The sequence below is a fragment of the Acinetobacter sp. 25-47-122 genome, assembly GCF_056779695.1.
Genome location: NZ_JBWYIJ010000014.1, coordinates 71571 through 91766, shown reverse-complemented (window position 1 = coordinate 91766; position 20196 = coordinate 71571). Strand labels below are relative to the sequence as shown.

20 protein-coding genes are annotated in these 20196 nt (G+C 39.5%); 10 read left to right on the top strand and 10 right to left on the bottom strand.

Annotated elements, in window-relative coordinates:
- Nucleotides 1-8 precede the first annotated feature (8 nt).
- Nucleotides 9-1106, bottom strand: a complete 1098-nt coding sequence (locus tag AC1M9P_RS13075) for a helix-turn-helix transcriptional regulator (RefSeq protein WP_481587885.1) — start codon at nt 1104-1106, stop codon at nt 9-11.
- A 239-nt stretch (nt 1107-1345) separates the two neighbouring features.
- Between AC1M9P_RS13075 and AC1M9P_RS13070 the strand changes: the two genes are divergently transcribed.
- Nucleotides 1346-3739, top strand: a complete 2394-nt coding sequence (locus AC1M9P_RS13070) for a YadA-like family protein (RefSeq protein ID WP_481587884.1) — start codon at nt 1346-1348, stop codon at nt 3737-3739.
- Between the two features lie 111 nt (nt 3740-3850).
- On the opposite strand, the gene AC1M9P_RS13065 is transcribed toward AC1M9P_RS13070, so the two are convergent.
- The 6 genes from AC1M9P_RS13065 to AC1M9P_RS13040 all read right to left on the bottom strand — a co-directional run bounded on the left by AC1M9P_RS13065 (nt 3851) and on the right by AC1M9P_RS13040 (nt 8308).
- Entirely contained in the window at nt 3851-4138 is a 288-nt protein-coding gene (locus AC1M9P_RS13065) for a PA4642 family protein (RefSeq protein WP_481587883.1), read from the bottom strand.
- Nucleotides 4139-4326: 188 nt separating this feature from the next.
- On the bottom strand, nt 4327-4599 hold the full coding sequence (gene minE / locus AC1M9P_RS13060; RefSeq protein ID WP_035267388.1) for a cell division topological specificity factor MinE: 273 nt from the start codon (nt 4597-4599) through the stop codon (nt 4327-4329).
- Nucleotides 4600-4601: 2 nt separating this feature from the next.
- A complete protein-coding gene (minD, locus tag AC1M9P_RS13055; RefSeq protein ID WP_035267390.1) occupies nt 4602-5414 on the bottom strand; it encodes a septum site-determining protein MinD in 813 nt (270 codons plus the stop codon).
- Between the two features lie 61 nt (nt 5415-5475).
- Entirely contained in the window at nt 5476-6189 is a 714-nt protein-coding gene (gene minC / locus AC1M9P_RS13050; protein ID WP_481587882.1) for a septum site-determining protein MinC, read from the bottom strand.
- Between the two features lie 116 nt (nt 6190-6305).
- Nucleotides 6306-7343 (bottom strand): preprotein translocase subunit SecA, encoded by a 1038-nt coding sequence (locus AC1M9P_RS13045; protein ID WP_481587881.1) that lies wholly within the window; start codon nt 7341-7343, stop codon nt 6306-6308.
- Nucleotides 7344-7378: 35 nt separating this feature from the next.
- Entirely contained in the window at nt 7379-8308 is a 930-nt protein-coding gene (locus AC1M9P_RS13040; protein WP_481587880.1) for an acyltransferase, read from the bottom strand.
- 244 nt (nt 8309-8552) lie between these two features.
- Between AC1M9P_RS13040 and AC1M9P_RS13035 the strand changes: the two genes are divergently transcribed.
- The 8 genes from AC1M9P_RS13035 to AC1M9P_RS13000 all read left to right on the top strand — a co-directional run bounded on the left by AC1M9P_RS13035 (nt 8553) and on the right by AC1M9P_RS13000 (nt 16943).
- A complete protein-coding gene (locus tag AC1M9P_RS13035; protein WP_092768184.1) occupies nt 8553-9206 on the top strand; it encodes a YiaD family glycine zipper/OmpA-like lipoprotein in 654 nt (217 codons plus the stop codon).
- Between the two features lie 139 nt (nt 9207-9345).
- Nucleotides 9346-11385 carry a UvrD-helicase domain-containing protein gene (locus AC1M9P_RS13030; RefSeq protein ID WP_035267404.1) on the top strand — a complete coding sequence of 680 codons (2040 nt, stop codon included), beginning with the start codon at nt 9346-9348 and terminating at the stop codon, nt 11383-11385.
- Nucleotides 11386-11409: 24 nt separating this feature from the next.
- Nucleotides 11410-11862, top strand: a complete 453-nt coding sequence (dut, locus tag AC1M9P_RS13025; RefSeq protein ID WP_035267418.1) for a dUTP diphosphatase — start codon at nt 11410-11412, stop codon at nt 11860-11862.
- A gap of 195 nt (nt 11863-12057) precedes the next feature.
- Nucleotides 12058-13482 carry a phosphomannomutase/phosphoglucomutase gene (locus AC1M9P_RS13020; RefSeq protein WP_481587879.1) on the top strand — a complete coding sequence of 475 codons (1425 nt, stop codon included), beginning with the start codon at nt 12058-12060 and terminating at the stop codon, nt 13480-13482.
- A gap of 22 nt (nt 13483-13504) precedes the next feature.
- Nucleotides 13505-14410, top strand: a complete 906-nt coding sequence (gene argB, locus AC1M9P_RS13015; protein ID WP_481587878.1) for an acetylglutamate kinase — start codon at nt 13505-13507, stop codon at nt 14408-14410.
- Between the two features lie 172 nt (nt 14411-14582).
- Nucleotides 14583-15431 (top strand): class II glutamine amidotransferase, encoded by an 849-nt coding sequence (locus AC1M9P_RS13010; RefSeq protein WP_481587877.1) that lies wholly within the window; start codon nt 14583-14585, stop codon nt 15429-15431.
- Nucleotides 15432-15540: 109 nt separating this feature from the next.
- Nucleotides 15541-16623: a hypothetical protein gene (locus AC1M9P_RS13005; protein WP_481587876.1), complete on the top strand. Its 1083-nt coding sequence runs from the start codon at nt 15541-15543 to the stop codon at nt 16621-16623.
- Entirely contained in the window at nt 16620-16943 is a 324-nt protein-coding gene (locus tag AC1M9P_RS13000) for an RnfH family protein (RefSeq protein WP_092768198.1), read from the top strand. The genes AC1M9P_RS13005 and AC1M9P_RS13000 overlap by 4 nt, the downstream gene beginning before the upstream one ends.
- 45 nt (nt 16944-16988) lie before the next feature.
- Here the strand turns inward: AC1M9P_RS13000 and AC1M9P_RS12995 are convergent, their stop codons facing one another.
- A complete protein-coding gene (locus tag AC1M9P_RS12995; protein WP_092768200.1) occupies nt 16989-17387 on the bottom strand; it encodes an outer membrane protein assembly factor BamE in 399 nt (132 codons plus the stop codon).
- A 112-nt stretch (nt 17388-17499) separates the two neighbouring features.
- On the opposite strand from AC1M9P_RS12995, the gene fur reads away from it, so the two are divergent.
- Nucleotides 17500-17937: a ferric iron uptake transcriptional regulator gene (gene fur / locus AC1M9P_RS12990; protein ID WP_035267453.1), complete on the top strand. Its 438-nt coding sequence runs from the start codon at nt 17500-17502 to the stop codon at nt 17935-17937.
- A gap of 55 nt (nt 17938-17992) precedes the next feature.
- Here fur and AC1M9P_RS12985 read toward each other — a convergent pair whose 3' ends face one another.
- Nucleotides 17993-19117, bottom strand: coding sequence for a PilT/PilU family type 4a pilus ATPase (locus tag AC1M9P_RS12985; protein WP_481587875.1), 1125 nt, complete (start codon nt 19115-19117; stop codon nt 17993-17995).
- Nucleotides 19118-19151: 34 nt separating this feature from the next.
- The gene (locus tag AC1M9P_RS12980) at nt 19152-20189 is read right to left on the bottom strand and encodes a type IV pilus twitching motility protein PilT (RefSeq protein WP_092768204.1); all 1038 of its coding nucleotides are present in this window, start codon (nt 20187-20189) and stop codon (nt 19152-19154) included.
- Between the last annotated feature and the right edge of the window lie 7 nt (nt 20190-20196).

Sequence of the window (20196 nt, the reverse complement as noted above, 5' to 3'; positions counted from 1 at the left end):
TTTTTTATTTAACTCAAAAAAGTGTTGTTTTTGGGGGTAGTCCATTGGCTGGCAAATGTGATCAGTTCACTCACAGAGTGAACATTCAAGCTTTGATAAACTGACTTGACACAATCTTTAAATACCGCAGGGCTAATGGATAATTTTTGTAAAATTTCACTTTTATTCATGCCTGTAATTAACGAAAAAGCCACTTGGCATTCTCGGGGGGATAAATCAAGTGCTTCTAGTTTTTTTAAAATAATGAGGGAGCGTGGTAATGAGCGCTTTAAGTATAAGGCGATATTTGTATCGGTTGTATTTTGACTACTTAACCATTCAGCACGAAGGGTTAATATTCCATTAGGAATGGTCAAACTAAGCTTGGGGATTTGTTGCCCATATTTAAGCTCATTGATGACTTGATAGCATGATTTTGGCAACGCTTTATATGGTTCCCAAAATTCATAATGTATCGGGAAGAGATTCAGTAAATCCTTTGCAGCATCAGTCATCATGACTAAATCATTTTGAGAATTCACGATTAACAACGCTTGATCTGATTCAATTACATCGTCGCCATCCTCCATTTGATTGTTAAGCGCATATTCGATATAGACACCAGCTTGTTCTAATAAATGATGATCTTGTAATTGGAAGGGGTGTGACATACGCCTATAGAGGGTAATACCTCCTGCAGGAATATGATTGCGTTCTAATCTTAGATCTAGTGTATGGTGAAGACCGCTTTGGCGCACAATCATCTGGTAGGTTAAGCTATGAAAATACGGATCATCTGGGCGTAAAAGATTTCCGACTTTGGGTAACATAGGGCAGTTGAGCCAGCGGATATGGCTTTCGGTTTTTAAGTTTAAGAATAATTCAGTATTTTCTTGGACATACCTCATCGACTGAGGGTTAAGATTTTTGTAATACAGTATATAAGGTTCACCATTTGGATAGGTCAGTGCCATACCGTAGGCATCATGTGGAATCAAAAAATTCAAATAGTCAAAAATACTGGGCGCAATGGTAAGGAGCGGAAGTTGAGTACAGCAAAGATTTCTCAGGCGATGGAGGGTGCCGAGCCTTGTTCGATCACTTTTACGAAAACTTATTGAATTCATCTTCGATTGAACTGTTTTGATTATAACAAATTCAAATTATAGATTTTTTTAAAAAAATTGAGATAAAAAAGTAAATATTAATCATTTTTTCACAAAAATATTTTTTTCATCCCCCCTTAAAGGGGGGCTTCTAGATTATCAGCTTTATGGTTTGATTTTCCTCATTATAAAAGGTCTTTCTTGCAAACTATGGAAAACCTGCAAGTGACATGACCATGTCAAAAACTAAGGGGAATTACATGAACCATATATACCGAGTTATCCGTAATCGTAATGGAAAATTAGTCGTAACAGGGGAACTTGGACGTACACGTTTTACACAATCTTTAAAAAATATTGGAATGACGACAGGTTATCTGATTTTAATTGGGGCATTAACCGCAATGACGAGTCAGGTGCAAGCTGATGAATGTGAGGGTTCAACAGGCACAGCGACGAATTCAGACACTACATCTTTCATCTGTGGTGAAAATAACTCAGTGGTTGCACCGAACAGTGTGGTTATGGGACAAAGCAATAACGTCAATATTGGGATGAATCATACTGTTTTTGGTTTGAATAATACGGTGACACCAAACGCTGTAACGACAACGCAAAATAATGTGGTCATTGGAAATCAAAACACAACGCATCATACAAGTAATATTGCCATTGGTAATAATCAAGTGGTTAAGGGGGAAGGGAGTATTGCGATCGGTAGTTCAAATACTGCTGAAGGGGGTATCTCTATAGGTATTTCAAATTTAAACTCGTCTGTAAAATCTGTTGTTGTTGGTATGAATAATATTCACGACGTCAACACTAATGGCTCGATGATTTTTGGTGGATTTAATGAGGTTGGTGCGACGAGTTCTCATATATTTGCCTCCAACAGTAATGTGCAAGGTCACACTAATGTGGCTGTCGGTGGTTCTATTATTATTCGACCAGGACCAAATTATACATCCGTAAGAGAGTCAGTCGCGATTGGTGAGCTGAGTCAGGTTTATGCGAGCAACTCTGTTGCTTTAGGTAGTGCATCGGTTGCAGATCGAGAGAATGTTATTTCAGTCGGTAGTGATCAATTAAAACGCCGAATCATGAACTTAGCATGGGGATTAGATACTCATGATGCTATTAATGTTGATCAATTGACAGCCAGTTTACAAAGAATTCTGGGTACTGGGGTGACTATGTTTCAGGGGAGTGTGATGCCCCTTTCATTTGAAATGCAAGGCTCTACATACCAAAACGTAAATCAAACAATTAGAGGGATTGATATTGAATTTACAGCGTTAAAAGACCGAGTGTCTGCACTCGAAAATAATGGTGTTGGTGGTGAAACAGGTACAGGTACCACTGGACCAGCTGGACCAAGTGCGTACGAGGTTGCTGTGAGTAATGGATTTGAGGGCTCTGAAACAGATTGGCTTACATCATTAAAAGGTGAAAAAGGCGATAAGGGAGATAAAGGTGATCAAGGTCCACAAGGGTTGAAAGGTGACAAAGGGGATCAAGGTATACCAGGTGCAAGCGGTGGACCTGGTGGCGGTGTAGGACCACAAGGTGATAGTGCTTACCAAGTGGCGGTGAATAATGGATTTGTAGGAACAGAGCAAGATTGGCTGACGTCACTCAAAGGAGATAAAGGTAACCAAGGTCCTCAAGGATTGAAAGGTGATAAGGGAGATCAAGGTGATCAAGGACTTCAAGGCTTAAAAGGCGACAAGGGCGATAAAGGTGATCAAGGACTTCAAGGCTTAAAAGGTGACAAAGGTGATCAAGGTTTTAGTGCTTTTGAGATTGCTGTACAAAATGGCTTTAATGGCACCGAACAACAGTGGCTAACGTCTTTGGCTAGTGGTGGAACTGTCGCAATATCTGTTGGAACAAATCCTAGTGAAAATGCAATATTACCAAATGCAACAGGTGAAGATGCTCTTGCAATCGGAAGTTCATCAGTAGCATCGGGTCGTGAGAGTATTGTAATTGGGGCTGAATCACAAGTCGCTGGTGAACATGCAACAGCTTTAGGAAATCACAATACGGTTACGGGTGAAAATACGCATTCAGTTGGTAATTTCAACAATATTTCAGGAAATAGTACTGTAGCTCTTGGGAATAATATAACGTCTGACGCAAATAATGCTGTTCTTTTAGGAAATGCTTCGTCTACCGATCGGGACAATACGGTTTCAGTGGGTTCCTCTACGCAACAGCGCCAAATTGTTAATGTGGCAGCAGGTACAGCGGATACCGACGCAGTCAATGTAAAACAAATGCGTCAAGCAGATCAGCAAGTTTTGAGCGATGCACAGGAATATACGAATATACGAACCAATGAAATATTGAATCAGGCCAATGAGTATACTAGTCGACGTGTAAATGCTTTAGAACAGAGTTTTGCCGATGAACGACGTGACACTCGAGCAGCTATTGCAGCGTCTTTGGCTGTCGCTTCATTACCCCAGCCAACTTATGCTGGTGCAAGTATGTTCAGTGCAGCTGCTGGTACATGGGATGGTGAGCAAGGTATTGCCATTGGATTTAGTGGGGTTTCTGAAACGAATCGCTTTGTCTATAAAGCATCTGGAACCGCAAGTTCACAAGGTGATGTTGGTGGTGCTATTGCATTGGGTTGGCAATGGAAATAATCTAAGTTTCACCCAAACGTATAAGTAACCTTAATACGAAACTATTTTTTAACAGGTATAAGATAGATTTAAATCAAAAAAGCCTGCTCAAGCAGGCTTTTTTATCTGTTTTTAGGCAAATTTTGCTAAAACAGCAAGGAATTCTGCACTTTGGCGTGGGAATTCTGCGATCACATCATGAATACGTTTGCCTTCAGGATTTTGAGCGTTAAGATTACGACCATCTGCTATAAATTTAGTAAGTAAACGCTCATAGTCATTAGCACGCATATGTTTAAAAGCATGATAGAGAACATGAAAATCAGCGTTTACACCTTCAGGAGGTAACTGATTTAAATAGGCAAAAACACGCTCGTCTGACCATTCTTCATTGAACGTGGCTGGCTGTGATAATGCCATCACAATCTCCTTGGTATTTTTAATCAATAAAAAAGGGCAAAATATGAGACTAGATGAGCAAAGCACTGCTTTGTCTAGTCGCAAGACTTGAAGCTCTGCTTCAAGTGGGCGGAATATAGCTAATAGCCTATTTCTGCCACTCTCATATTTTGCCCTGATTCAATTTGCTTGACTAATCAAAAATCAGATTAACGTTCTTCAGGCAAATTGATATTCATTTCTAGCATTTCGATATTTGCTTCAGAGCGAACCGACATTTGTATATGCTGTTCATCTACACCACGCACATAACGATTCACAACTTGCATGATTTCTTTTTTCATTAAATCAATTTTATCTTGGCTTAAACGCTTACCTAGACCATTTTCAGATGCCACGATAACTTTTAAGCGATCTTTAGCTGTTTGTGCACTTGATGGTTTGTCATCACTACTAAAAAGTTTACTCCAGAATCCTGCCATCTTTATGCTCCAAATAAACGTGCTAACCAGCCTTTCGGCTTCACAGAGATGTGACGATATGGACGTTCTTCACCAAGGAAGCGTGCAACAAGATCGTCATAAGCTTGTCCAGCTGCTTCTTCAGTATAAAGAATAACAGGCTTACCTTCATTCGAAGCTTGTAACACGCTTTTACATTCAGGAATTACACCGAGCGTTGGCACGCGAAGGATATCTTTAGAAATATCATCGACTGTTAACATTTCTTGCTTGTCAGCACGTTCAGGGTTGAAGCGTGTGATACAAAGATGCTTACGAATACGACCTTCGTTATTTTCTACTTTCTTCGTTTTACTGTCCAACATACCAATAATACGATCGGAATCTCGGACAGATGAAATTTCAGGGTTCGTTACAATGATTGCTTCATCAGCATGGTACATTGCTAAAATCGCACCACGTTCAATACCTGCAGGAGAGTCACAAATGATGTAGTCGAACTCTTGAGAAAGTTCGTCCATAACACGTGCAACACCTTCATCGGTTAACGCATCTTTATCACGGGTTTGTGATGCAGGTAAAATATATAGATTTTCGATTTCTTTATCGCGAATAAGTGCTTGTTGTAATCTCGCTTCGTTATTTAATACATTCACAAAATCATAAACAACACGACGCTCACAACCCATGATAAGGTCGAGGTTACGTAAACCTACGTCAAAATCGATTACAACAGTTTTGTGGCCACGAAGGGCTAAACCTGTTGCAAAAGATGCACTGGTAGTTGTTTTACCTACGCCACCTTTACCTGATGTTACGACAACAATTTTCGCCACCGAATCCACTCCTGTTATGTTTATCCCCAATACTATAGGGGTTCTCATGTTTAGTTATACATTAAAATTCGAGTGCTTCAAAGACAAGCTCTTGAGCATCATTTAAATAGATATGTACTGACTTTTTTAGCATATGTGGTGGAATATCATCTGCAACACAATATGTTCCTGCGATAGATACTAATTCAGCTTCTAAAACATGACAGAAAATTCGTGCTGCTGTATTGCCACCGGCGCCGGCGATGACTCTACCACGAGCAGAGCCATAAATATGTATATTTCCTGAAGCGATGATTTCAGAGCCACTATTAATTCCAGCAGTTAAAATAATATCGCCGTGATCTTGTACCAGACATTGTCCTGTTCTAAGCACTTCATTGTGATACGAAGTTTTATGTGTGGTTGCAGGAGCTATGTGTGTTGGAGCCTTCTCAGCTTCAGGGGTATTTGCTGGAGCTTCTACCACTTGTTCTTTTGTTGCTTTGATGCGCTGCAAAGGACGATCAGCCGCAAGAACTGGGAATTGGATCGCACGTGCTTCATCACCCATTAAACCATCAACGACAGCCATTGGCTGTAACCCTAAACTGATGACCAATTGAATGAGTCCAATGAGTTCTTGTTCAACGGTTGTGTCAAGAATGACAAGCGCACCTTCATAAGAGGTTTCACTCATCATGGCACTTAATTGTTGGCGGATAACATTATGATCATTGGTGTCAAAGGTAATTCGGGTAAAATTCACCATTCTACCGGTAATCCGAATATCTGCCATATTCATTCCTTGCTTGCTTCGCGCTTTATAATCGAAGTAAAAATTGTTAATTGTGCAAATGCTAGTTCAATTCTCAAGAATTCTCTAGCGGATATATTAAATTAATAGAGAAATGATCATTCCTTGACTTGATTGTTTTTTGATAACTCTATTTGCCATTGTTTTACTGCGACCTGTTTTCTTAAAGACTCAAGACTTTCATAAACGACAGATTCAACGAGTTGTTCTAATGCATGATTATCAATATTGAGCTGGCTAATTTTTTCAGCAATGAGTTGATAATGCACATTCGGTTTATCAATGGTTCCAGAAATAAAAGGTTCAACTAAACCGTCGGTAATATTTTCACCTAATCGTTGACCAATGTTGTGGATTTGCTGTTCTATACGACCACCCACCAATGGAATCAGCTTTAAGAGCTGTGTTAGTTCTGGTGTGTCTTCAATTGCTTTAATGACAATGTGACCAACGCCTTGCGAGATATTATCTTTTTGAAGTTTTAATTCGGTTGCTAAAGATTCTTGTAAGACTTGCGCTAATGTCTTGGCAAACATGTCTCGATGGTGATTCACCAGATCATGAATGATTTTTTTATGGGTCGAGCTAGTGTCTAACTCTTTTTTTACACTATCAATGACAGTAATCACCACACGATCAGAGAGCTCTTCCATGATCACGTTATAGTAAAAATTAAGACGTCTGAACCATTTATTAGGTATGACTTTATAGCCTAGCTCATGCAGTCTATAGGCAATCACTCCGACGCGAATTAAACGTAAAAAGCGAAGGTAAGGGATAATGGCTAATATTTCATACCAATGAATGAAGGGAAAGAAAAACCAACGCTGATGATGTTTATTGACGATTGCAATCAGCCATCTTACAGCGAGTTCGACAATTAAAAATGTGATAAACCAACTTTCGGTAATGATGACCCATGGGTGAAGCTCGGATTTATAAAACTCCAGAATTTGAGGTAATTGAACCGTATCAAAGACCCATGAGCCAAAATTACTCATTAAAATTGCATTGGCACATAGACAAAACAAGTTGACTAAAATAATGAGCATCATAAAGATGTCATAAATCAGGAACATCTTCCAAAATAACGTGTCATGACGCTGTGGACGGAAAGTTTTTCGAGAATTAGTCATGCGTTCTGTCATATGCAATACATTCTGAGGACAGCTTAATTTACAGATTCAGCTTGAAGCTGTTGTTTTAACTGTGTAATTAACTGATCTTTTTCTGTCCAAAGCTCATCAACCCATTTTTGGAAACGAGCGCGATAGTCGGCATCATCCTCATAATTGCCGCCATGAACCCAAGCAGGAATTTCAATTTTTCTTAAATTTACGCCAATTTGAGAAACTTCTCCTAACCAAAAATCTCCATAACCTGGCACACCATCTGGATAGACAATGGTCATATCGACCAGCGCATCAATTTCACTTCCTAGAATATTTAGGGCAAGTGCTAGACCACCCGCTTTAGGCTTGAGTAAATTTTTATACGGAGATTTTTGTTGAGCATGTTTTTCGGGCGTATAGCGCGTACCTTCTAAATAATTTAATAAGGTAAAAGGTTGGCTGAGCAGTTGTTCACACGATTTACGCGCTTCTTCCATATCACGATATTTCAGCGCAGGATTTTTTTCGATTTGCGCTTTGGTATGACGCTTCATCATAGGAAAACCAAGGATCTTGAATGCTTGCCCAACAAAAGGAATAAAAATGAGTTCCCATTTCGTAAAAAAACGTGTGAGCGGCATACGTTTAAGACCAAAATATTGAGTAACAGTTGTATCCACCCAGCTTTGGTGATTACAGGTCATGATGTAATGACCTTGTAGATTGAGATCTAGATCTTCATCAATCGTGATGTGCCATTTAAGCTCAGGGAGAACTTTTTCAATGAGCCAGTTATTCGTACCAATCCAACCATTGGCGATATTGATATTGGTTTCATCGATTTTTGATGATTTTTTTACGAGTTTAGTCAAACCTAATGCAAGAATAGGTGGGCCACGAAAAAATGTACTTCCTGTGATCACAGAACCTACGGTTAAACCCTTAGAAATTTTTTTTAAAATAGGTTGTTTCTGCTTCTCTGCTGCCATTGCACAGTCCTAAAAAGTGATTGCATGTGATTGAAATTTTTAAAACACTATAAATCGAGTCGCTCAAATCACAAAGCCCGTTTTCTTAACTATGTATAAAATATGATGAAGCATTAACGAAAGATGCTACAAAAGATTACATATTGTTAATAAACTGTTTATTATTAACAAAATAGTAATGGTTAAATTGTTTCTAACAAATCATTATTCATCACATACAAAAACATATAAAAGGAGTCATCCCATGCGTGCATTAGCTATTTCAGCTGCAGTGGTTGGGGCAATGGTACTTTCTGGTTGTCAAACAACTGGTAACAATATTGGTGGCGTCGAGTATGACAAAACTGCATTGGGTGCTTTAATTGGTGCAGCAGCTGGTTACGGTGTTTCTAAAGGTAATGCGAACACTAGCCGTCAAAATAACCGTGCAGCAGCGATTGGTGCTGTATTAGGTGGTGCTGCAGGTGTATATCTCGACAATAAAGAGAAAAAATTACGCCAAGCAACTGCTGGTACAGGTATTGATGTAAACCGTAATCCAGATGGCTCTATTAACTTAGTAATGCCAGGTGCTATTACGTTTGATACAAATAAATCAAATATCAAGCCAAACTTCTATGACACTTTAAACCGTGTTGCACAAGTTTTAACTGAAGACAACAAGAGCGGTATCCTTGTAACTGGTTATACTGATAGTTCAGGTAATGATGCGATTAACATCCCATTGTCACAAGCACGTGCTCAATCTGTTGCTAGCTATTTAGCATCTAAGGGTGTTTCTACAGCACGTATTAATGCTCAAGGTTTAGGTTCTTCAAACCCAATTGCAGATAACACAACTGCAGCAGGTAAAGAACAAAACCGTCGTGTAGAGATTGCTGTTTACGCAGTTCAATAATACATGATCTTAAAAAAGCCACCTTCGGGTGGTTTTTTTATGTCTGAAATTTATTCAAATATACCTTCATTAAATTTAACGTTAGTCATATTCGAAGCAGATGACTATAATCGAGCGCTGAAGGAAAAGAGGAAAGAATATGTCATCAGCCAGTCATTTGAACGACAAGCAACTTGAAGCCATGAAATACACTCAAGGACCCTTGTTAGTACTTGCTGGGGCAGGCTCAGGTAAGACCTCTGTAATCACACAGAAAATTGCATATTTAGTCAAAAAATGCGGTATACCAGCACATCGTATTACGGCGATGACTTTTACCAACAAAGCTGCACGAGAGATGAAAGAGCGTGTCGGTAAATTGCTTGGTAAAGAGGATGGAAAGGGTTTATCTGTTTCTACCTTTCACACCTTTGGTTTGAATTTATTAAGACTAGAATTAAAACATACGCCACTTAAAGCAAACTTTTCCATTTTAGATGCTGATGACTGTAAGCGTATTTTAATGGATTTAATGCACCGAGATAATTTGTCTGGTGCAGAAAGTAAAGAGCTGATCGCAAAAGCGATGAAGATGATCTCAGATTGGAAAAACGATCTAATTTTGCCTGAGCAAGCACATACGACTTGTGAAACGGCTGAAGATGTTCAATTTGCGCATCTCTATCAACTTTATGAGCGTAATTTACGTGCCTATAATGCGGTCGATTTTGACGATTTAATCGTAATGCCGACACGCCTTCTTCAAGAAAATGCTGAAGTCCGTGATAAATGGCAAAACCGTGTACGTTATTTATTGGTTGATGAATATCAAGATACCAATACCGCCCAATATATCTTGGTCAAACTACTTGTTGGTGTCATGGGACAATTTACGGCTGTAGGGGATGATGACCAATCAATTTATGCTTGGCGGGGGGCAAAGCCAGAAAACATGGCCTTATTGAAGGAAGATTTCCCCAATTTAAAAGTCATTAAGCTTGAGCAAAACTATCGTTCAACCAGTCGTATTTTAAAAGCTGCAAACCATGTGATTGAGAATAACCCACATATTTTTGATAAAAAATTGTGGAGTGATAAAGGACATGGTGAGGTGATCCGTATTATTACTTGTCGTAATGATGATGATGAAGCGGAACGTGTTGTTAAAGATTTGCTGACTCATAAATTGATGAATGGCAAAAATTGGAAAGATTACGCCGTGTTATACCGTGGAAACTTCCAAGCACGTGTTTTAGAAACACAACTTCGTCAGATGCAGATTCCTTACAAACTTTCTGGTGGTCAGTCGTTCTTTGGTCGTGCTGAAATCAAGGATATTATGAGCTATCTACGTCTCATTATTAATCCTGAAGATGACAGTGCTTTCTTACGGATTATCAACACACCTAAACGCGCCATAGGACCTGTGACTTTAGAAAAACTAGGTTTATTTGCGCAAGAGAATAATCTTTCTCTACTAGGTGCCGCGAATGATCAGCGTCTAAGTATGGTATTACCGAAGAAGGCGACATCTCAATTGGCTGAGTTTGCCGATTTTATCGAAGGTTTTACGCGTGAATTGTTAGATGATGATGAACCTGTACCTAAAGTCCGCCAAATGATGGTTGAGGCAGGATATATCGACTACATCAAAGAAACGGCAGCGACGCCAGCACAAGAAAAAACTAAAATTGACAATATTGAAGTGCTTTATAGCAGTATTCAAAGTTTGATCAATCGTGCTGAAGATGTCGATGAAAAAAATATCGAAAGTGTCATTCGTAAGATGGTGTTGCTGGATATGTTGGAGCAACAGCAAGAAGATGAAGATATTGATAAAGTAAATTTACTGACTTTGCATGCTTCTAAAGGCTTGGAATTCCCATTTGTTTATATTATGGGGCTTGAGGAAGAGTTGCTTCCGCACAAGAATTCAATTGTGGCTGACACCATCGAAGAAGAACGTCGACTGATGTACGTTGGTATTACCCGTGCCAAACAAGGTCTGACTTTGACGCTTGCAGAACAGCGTAAAAATGGTGGTCAGATGAAACAAATGACACCAAGTCGCTTCTTGGACGAATTGCCACAAGATGAAGTCGATTGGCTAGGTCGAAAAAAGAAATTGGCTGAAAATATCGATCCAAAATTACAGGCACAGCATTATCTGCAAAATCTGAAAGCTTTACTCAAACGTTAATTACATTTTAAAACAGGATTGAATATGAAAGTTCAAGTTAAAGTACTTGACCAACGACTTGGTCAAGAATGGCCATTACCTACTTATGCAACAACAGGATCAGCAGGTTTAGATTTACGTGCATGTGTAGATGAAGCGATCACTATTGAGCCTGGTCAGACTGTTTTAGTTAAAACAGGTATGGCAATTTATATCGAAGACCCAAGTTATGCGGGTTTGATTTTGCCTCGTTCTGGCTTAGGTCATAAACACGGGATTGTATTAGGAAATCTCGTCGGTCTAATTGATTCAGATTATCAAGGTGAATTAATGGTTTCAGTTTGGAACCGCAGTCAAAATGCATTTACATTAGAGCCAGGTGAGCGATTGGCTCAATACGTATTGGTTCCTGTTTTACAAGCTGAATTTGATTTAGTTGACGAATTCAAGGCAAGTGAGCGAGGAGCTGGTGGATTCGGACACACTGGAAAACAATAGTATTTTGGATAAAAGCCTGTAAAATCAGGCTTTTATTTATATGTTGCAAAATATTAACAAAGATTATATAAATTGAAATTGGTACACGTTATATAAAGAATAACGATATTTTTTATTACTCAATATATTCAAAATTTATTTGGATCAACTCTCATCACGCTGTTCTGACTCAGCAGTCAACGGTGTTAATTAAGAATGAATACCCAACCACTTATTTTTCCAAGACAAATTTTCCGTGCTTATGATATTCGCGGAAAAGTCAGTCAATTGGATACAAGAACAATTTATGCGATTGCACATGGGCTCGTTGCTCAGTATCAATCACGTGGTCAGAAAAGTATCGTGCTAGGTTACGACGCTCGACTGACTGGACCTACTTTTGCTTGGATTATTGAATCAGTCTTCAAAAAACAAGGGATGAATGTCGAGAACATTGGATGTTGTTCAACCCCACAAATGTATTTTGCTGCTCGACATAAAAATGGCAATGGCATCATGGTGACCGCGAGTCATAACCCTAAACATGATAATGGGATTAAATGGATTATTGAATATGAACCACCTTGTCCAGACATGATTCAAAATGTTGGGGAGTATGCAGAAGGTTTCTATTTTCAACATGATCACTTTCCAACGCCACCTCAACTGACACATCAGATTAAATCAGAGTATTGCTTGGCTTATCAGCATGCTTTGCTCAAGGATATTCAATTAAAGCGTCCACTCAAGGTTGTATTAGATGGTATGCATGGTGCCGCTGGGCGTTGTGCTGATTTAGTACTACAAAAAATGGGATGCGAAGTCATTTCAATACGTTGTTGTGAAAATGGAGAGTTTCCAGATCATCCTCCAGACCCTTCACAAGCGAAGCATTTGACGCAGTTAAAAGAAAAAATTTTGTTGCATCAGGCGGATTTAGGGATTGCTCTCGATGGTGATGGTGATCGTGCCGTCATTCTGGATGAGAATGCTCACATTGTGTCTGCTGATCGCTTGTTGGCATTATTCGCATCATTGTGTTTAACTCAGCATCCACATCATGAAATTGTTTATGACGTAAAATGTTCAACGATGGTGTCAAAAACCATTGAACAATTACAAGGCATCGCAAAAATGATTCGTACTGGCAGCAGTTTCATGCGCCGTTATATTTCCCAATCCAAAGGTCGAGCTGTTTTTGGGGGAGAATATGCGGGTCATTATGTCTTCAATGATGGTCGTGGTTTTGGTTACGATGATGGTATCTATGCAGCATTACGGGTCATGGAGGCATTGAGTCAACTTAATATCACGCTATCTGAATATCTCGCTCAATTCCCAGATCGCTTTGGTACTGAAGATACCTATATTGAAACTCAAGATGCAAATCCGCAAGACGTCCTAGCCTTGATAGAGCAGAATTGTAAAAGTACTGGGGCTAAAATGAGTAAAATCGATGGTATTCGCCTTGATTTTGACTACGGATTTGGCATTATGCGAGCATCAAATACTGGTGAATACTTCACGGTACGGTTTGATGCAGATAGTCCATCAAAACTTTATGAAATTCGCCAGCATTTTGTAAAAATTTTAAATGAAAAATATCCTGTGCTTGCTCAAAGTATTTTGAATGCACACTAATGTAGGAATGAAGGAGAGGCGAATGCCACACCAACAAACTGGCATCGACAAAGCTCAAATTTTGACAGAAGCTTTGCCATACATCCAAAGATTTACAGGTAAAACACTTGTAGTGAAATATGGCGGCAATGCAATGACTGATCCTGCATTAGAAAGTTCGTTTGCCCGTGATATCGTGCTTCTGAAAACAGTTGGTCTTAATCCGGTTGTGGTTCATGGTGGTGGTCCTCAAGTCGATTCATTTTTGAAACAACTTGGGCGTGAATCAGACCGTATTGATGGAATGCGTGTAACTGATCCTGCAACTATGGAAGTTGTAGAAATGGTGTTGGGCGGAAGTGTAAATAAGTCTATTGTGAATTTGATCAATCAACATGGTGGTCGTGCAATTGGATTAACGGGTAAAGACGGTAACTTAATTCGTGCTCAAAAGTTGTTGATGGAAAAAACCCAAGAGGATGGATCTGTTCAACAAATTGATCTTGGGTTAGTGGGTGAAGTGGTCGGTGTAAAAACTGACGTTCTGGAAATGTTCACTCAAAGTGATTTTATTCCAGTGATTGCGCCACTCGGTGTTGATGAGGAAGGTAATACTTACAATATCAATGCAGATTTAGTTGCTGGTAAAGTTGCTGAAGCTTTGGGTGCAGAAAAGTTAATTCTTCTTACGAATATCAGTGGTGTATTGGATGAGAATAAAAACCTACTCACTGGACTAACAACACAAGAAGTCGATCGCTTGATCGATACAGGTGTGATCTACGGCGGTATGATTCCGAAAGTGGGATGTGCGCTTGATGCGGTGAAAGGGGGTGTAGTGAGCGCGCATATTGTGGATGGTCGTGTTCCACATGCGACTTTGTTGGAAATTTTTACGGATCACGGTGTTGGAACATTGATTACCAATCGTTCTAAGTCGGCGCACTAATTCATAATCACATAATAAAAAGTCACTTCGGTGGCTTTTTTTGTTTGATAAGAATAATCGTTTTATGTCCCATATATCCAGCATAAAACATATTCAATTGCTATATTCATATTTGCAAGATCTATAAGGCTGATGCACAATAAAACTGATAATTAAAGCAAAATGAAAGATTATGTGCCAACTACTTGGAATGAATTGTGCCACCCCTACGGATATTACGTTTTCTTTTCGTGGTTTTTCTCAGCGCGCTGGAATAACGTCAGATCACTCAGATGGTTTTGGCATCGCTTTCTTTGAGGATAAGGCATGTCGCTTATTTGTTGATAACCAATCTGCAGTCGAGTCTCCAATTGCAGAATTAGTTCGTAATTACCCGATTAAATCGCGTAATGTCATTGCCCATATTCGTAAAGCAACACAGGGAAAAATTACTTTAGAAAATTCTCATCCATTTATTCGTGAATTGTGGGGGAGACAATGGATTTTCGCGCATAATGGCGATCTGCATAATTTTCATCCAAGGTTGTCGGGACAGTTCACACCAGTAGGTAATACAGATAGTGAGCTTGCATTTTGCTATTTATTAGAACATCTCGTACAAAAGTTTGGTTATGTAGAGCCAAGTGTCCAAGATGTATTTCATGCATTAGAAGAAATTTCACCAACAATAGCAGAGCATGGGACATTCAATTTTTGTTTATCAAATGGACAGGCTTTGTATAGTTATGCGACCACAAAATTACACTGGATTGTTCGCGAATATCCATTTCAACCTGCACGATTAATTGATATTGATGTTGAAGTCGATTTTAGTCAGGTCACGACACCTGAAGATCGTGTGGCTGTAATTACGACAGAACCATTAACAGATAATGAAGCTTGGTTTGCATATACGCCCGGCGAAATGATTTTATTTCAGGATGGTAAGCCAACACTACGTACCATAACTCACGTTGAGCGATTGGTCAGAGAAGCCCGTGACCCAAGCTTGAAGCGTGTTACTCGCGCGGATCAGTATTAAAAATTTAATGTGAAGTGTCTAAGATCTACACTTACTTTTTTAACGCCAGACTTTGATTTTAATGATTGAGCTAGGCAAAATAGCGTAAAACTTTTTAATGGAATACCTCATGCAGGACACCGCTATGTCACGATGGTTATCGCCGCTGATGGCATTTTGTTTATCATTTATCATTATTGTGGGTCTGGCACCAAGCTTAGGCTTGCAAATCGATCGACAACTCGATTTTTGGTTGCTTTGGTTTGCAACGATGTTGTTTTTAGCGTTGCCAATTATCTATTTAGAAATTGGATTGGCGAAACGAGCTCAAACATCAGCGCTGAACGCATTATCAAAATTGACCCGTGAAGCCGATGCGCACCAACGTTGGAGAGTGGTTGGTTGGCTTGCTGTTATTTTTATTCCATTCTTAGCAGGCGGTATATTACTTAATACTTCTAATGCTGTAGCACAACAAAATGATTTTGGTATTGGTTCAAATATTTTGATGGGTATCGCAGCATTCATTGCATTTGGTTTATCATTTCTTCAACGTTCTGTATTGGTTGTACTTACTGCGATTGCAACGATTGCAAGTTTAATCGCGGCTCAGGTTTTTGGTGTCCAAGTCAATGATTGGCAGCTGACTCCTGTTGAGTTTAAAGAGTGGGGCAATGCAACTATTCTCGCTTTAGTAGCTTCAGGTCTCGGGCTTGGATTATATTGGCAGACAAATCTCAATCAAGAGAAACAAGATGCTGCAACGCCAAAAACTTTACCGATTTGGCTAGCGCAACTGGTGGCTGTGGCTGGATTTGGATATTTTGCAATTAGTGCTGCAATTCCAGCATATATCGTTTTAATCGCGACAATATTTGCAGTAGCTTTACTCCTGCAACTTGGTAAGGAACAACTCGCACATCGTGGATTAGCACAAGCGGTGCAATATTTTTTATTGCTTGCACCACTTTTAATTTGGGTATTCCCTGCAGCCGATCTATTTTTAACTCCGATTTTAATGCTTTGGGGATTAAGCATTTGTTTAATCTATGCAATTTTCGTGGGTTGGATCATGAAAATTAGTCATTTACGTAAAGCGCTGAATTTTAGTAATGAAGCTTTTTATAATATCTGGCGTGTGGCTGTACGTATTGTGACACCTTTAGCAATTGTGGCTGCAATGATTTCTTACTTAGGTCAATTGTTACCATGATCCAAAATGCAAAAGTTTGGGTTGCTTATGCTGCTGTAGACCAGCAGTTTCACATTGAACTTGAATTTGTGGAAGGCATGTCTGTTGCGGATGCTATTACACAAAGTGGTATCGCGTCGTGTACGCAGTTGCCAGACGAGTATGCTGTTGGAATTTTTGGGACGAAAGTACAAGATCAATCGCATGTTCTGCAAGCAGGTGATCGGGTGGAAATCTATCGGGCATTAACGATTAATCCAAAAGATATTCGCCGTAAGCGGGCAGCAGCGAATCCAGTTGGGCGCTATTGTCGTGGCAATCGCTTTAAACAATTGAAATGATATGAAAAACCCCTCTTTGAGGGGTTTTCTTTTATGTCTAATTCTTTATAGTGGTGGCGCGTTCAAAATCGCATCTTTCGAACCTGGTAAACCAGGTTGAGTTTCTGGGATAGTTTCTAAACCTTCGATTTTATTCACGACGCCAGAACCATCGAAATATACTTTTAGATGCTGACCTTGAGTTGCAGGAATATTTGCTTTTTTAGCATATGTACCTGGGGTATAATTGTAGATGTAATCCCAACGTAAAGGATTCAAAGGATCTGAAATGGTTGGGCTACCAAGTAAAAAACGAACTTGTTGGTAAGTCATCCCGACTTGAATTTTTGAAGCTTGCGCTTGGGTTAATGGTGTTCCTTGAGGAATATCAACTTTGTATACACCAAAGACAGAACAACCACCCAGTAAAGAAGCGACGAATAACGTCAGCATGATTTTTTGCATTTTGCTACACTATCCCAAATTAATTATGATGCAATTGATCCAAGGATAGATCATACTGCATCTCAACTCTGTTGCATATTCCAACTTAAAATTTGTTGAGAGACCTTTTTATATGCCTATTTCAAATCAAGATTTACGCAAAGCTGGACTTAAAGTTACCCTTCCACGAATCAAGATTTTGGAATTATTAGAAAATTCAAGACAGCATCATTTGAGCGCGGAAGATATCTATAAGACCTTACTTGAGCAAGGCGAAGATGTCGGTCTAGCAACTGTATATCGTGTGTTAACTCAGTTTGAAGCTGCTGGTATTATCCAACGTCATCATTTCGAGAATAATCACTCTGTATTCGAAATCATGCAAGATGATCACCACGATCATATGGTCTGCCAGAACTGCAACAAAGTTGTTGAATTCCACAATGATTTGATTGAACAAGAACAACATAATGTTGCTGAACAACTTGGTTTTGTTTTAACAGGTCACTCTTTGAATTTATATGGTTATTGCGATGCGCCTGAATGCCAAGAAGCATACCGTAAAAAATAAATCTTGATTAAAGTAAAAAAGGAGCAATGATTGCTCCTTTTTTATTCACTATTGATTAATCATCTTGACCATCAAAAGTGAGGCGGGGGCCAGAATTCAACAGATAGTTTGGATCTTCTTCAGAGAGTTTGATTTGTAAGCGTAAATCGTTGGCAGAGTCAGCATGACGCAATGCTTCGTCATAAGTGATTTTCTCAGCTTTATATAAGTCAAATAGCGCTTGATCAAACGTCTGCATTCCAATTTCACGGGAACGCTTCATGACTTCCTTAATTTCATGAACTTCTCCTTTACGCACTAAGTCTGAAATCAGTGGAGAATTGATTAAGATTTCAATTGCAGGATGACGTGATTTTTTATCAGGAGTCGCAATTAACTGTTGTGCAATGATCGCCTTCAAATTCAGTGAGAGGTCCATAAACAGTTGGCTGTGACGATCCGTCTCAAAGAAATGAATAATACGATCTAAGGCTTGGTTGGCATTATTGGCATGTAAGGTCGCAAATACTAAATGACCTGTTTCAGCGAAACTAATCGCATAGTTCATGGTTTCACGTGAGCGAATTTCACCAATAAGAATGACATCAGGTGCTTGGCGGAGTGTGTTTTTCAGTGCAATTTCAAATGAGTCTGTATCAATGCCAACTTCACGTTGAGTAATGATACAGCCTTGATGTTGATGAATAAATTCGATTGGGTCTTCAATGGTAATGATATGACCTTTAGAATTTTGATTACGATGACCGATCATTGCTGCAAGCGAAGTCGATTTACCTGTACCAGTAGCACCTACAAATAAGATGATACCGCGCTTAGTCATTGCTAGATCTTTAAGGACGGGCGGTAGTTTCAGCTCATCAATACTTGGAATGACAGTTTCAATCCGACGTAAAACCATGCCAGGTTGATCACGTTGCTGAAAAGCACTGACACGAAAACGTGCAGTTTTATCACGATTGGCAATAGCAAAATTACATTCGTGTGTTGCAGCAAATTCAATTCGTTGTCTTTCACTCATAATCGAGTGAATCAATTGACCTATGATTTCACCAGTGAGCTTTGTTTTAACTACAGGCACAATTTCACCATTAATTTTCATTGATGGTTCAATATCTGCACTGATAAATAAATCTGAAGCCTTGCGCGCAATCATCATGTCGAGCAGGTCATTAAAATCCATTTTGATTCCCCTAAATCAAATGACGTTCACTTTTTTATAAAAATGATTCTGGTTGTTTAGCCGCTGTACGTGCAACTTGCGGGGTAATAATGCCTTTCGCGACAAGATTTTTGAGACTTTGATCGAGAGTGGTCATGCCATAATTTGCACCGGTTTGTATTGCAGAATACATTTGTGCAACTTTGTTCTCACGGATGAGATTTCGAATCGCTGGAATTCCAATCATAATTTCGTGAGCAGCTACCCGACCGCCACCTGTTTTCTTTAAAAGTGTTTGAGAGATGACGGCTTGAAGCGATTCAGAAAGCATGGCACGAACCATGTCTTTCTCATCGGCAGGAAACACGTCGATAATACGGTCAATTGTTTTTGCGGCAGATGTGGTATGCAGTGTTCCAAACACCAAGTGACCAGTTTCCGCAGCAGTAAGTGCAAGTCGAATGGTTTCGAGGTCCCGCATTTCACCGACGAGAATAATATCTGGATCTTCACGCAGTGCAGAGCGTAGCGCTTCATTAAAACCGTGTGTGTCACGATGCACTTCACGCTGGTTAATCAAACACTTTTTGGATTGGTGCACAAATTCAATTGGATCTTCGACGGTTAAAATATGGTCGTAACGGTTGTCGTTAATGTAATCCATCATTGCCGCAAGAGTAGTCGATTTACCTGAACCCGTTGGTCCTGTGACCAAAACAATTCCTCGTGGATAGGCGCAAATGTCTTTGAAAATTTGCCCCATGCCCAAGTCTTCCATAGAAATCACTTGAGAAGGAATGGTACGGAATACCGCGCCAGCGCCACGATTTTGGTTGAATGCGTTGACACGGAAGCGTGCTACACCGGGTACTTCAAATGAGAAATCGGTTTCTAATTTTTCTTCATAATCGCGACGTTGTTTATCATTCATGATGTCGTAGATTAAGCGGTGTACTTCTTTGTGTTCTAAGGCTGGTAAGTTAATACGACGAACTTCACCATCAACACGAATCATCGGTGGCATTCCTGCAGAAAGGTGCAAGTCAGACGCCCCGTTTTTCACTGAAAATGCCAGTAATTCTGTAATATCCATAAATTCC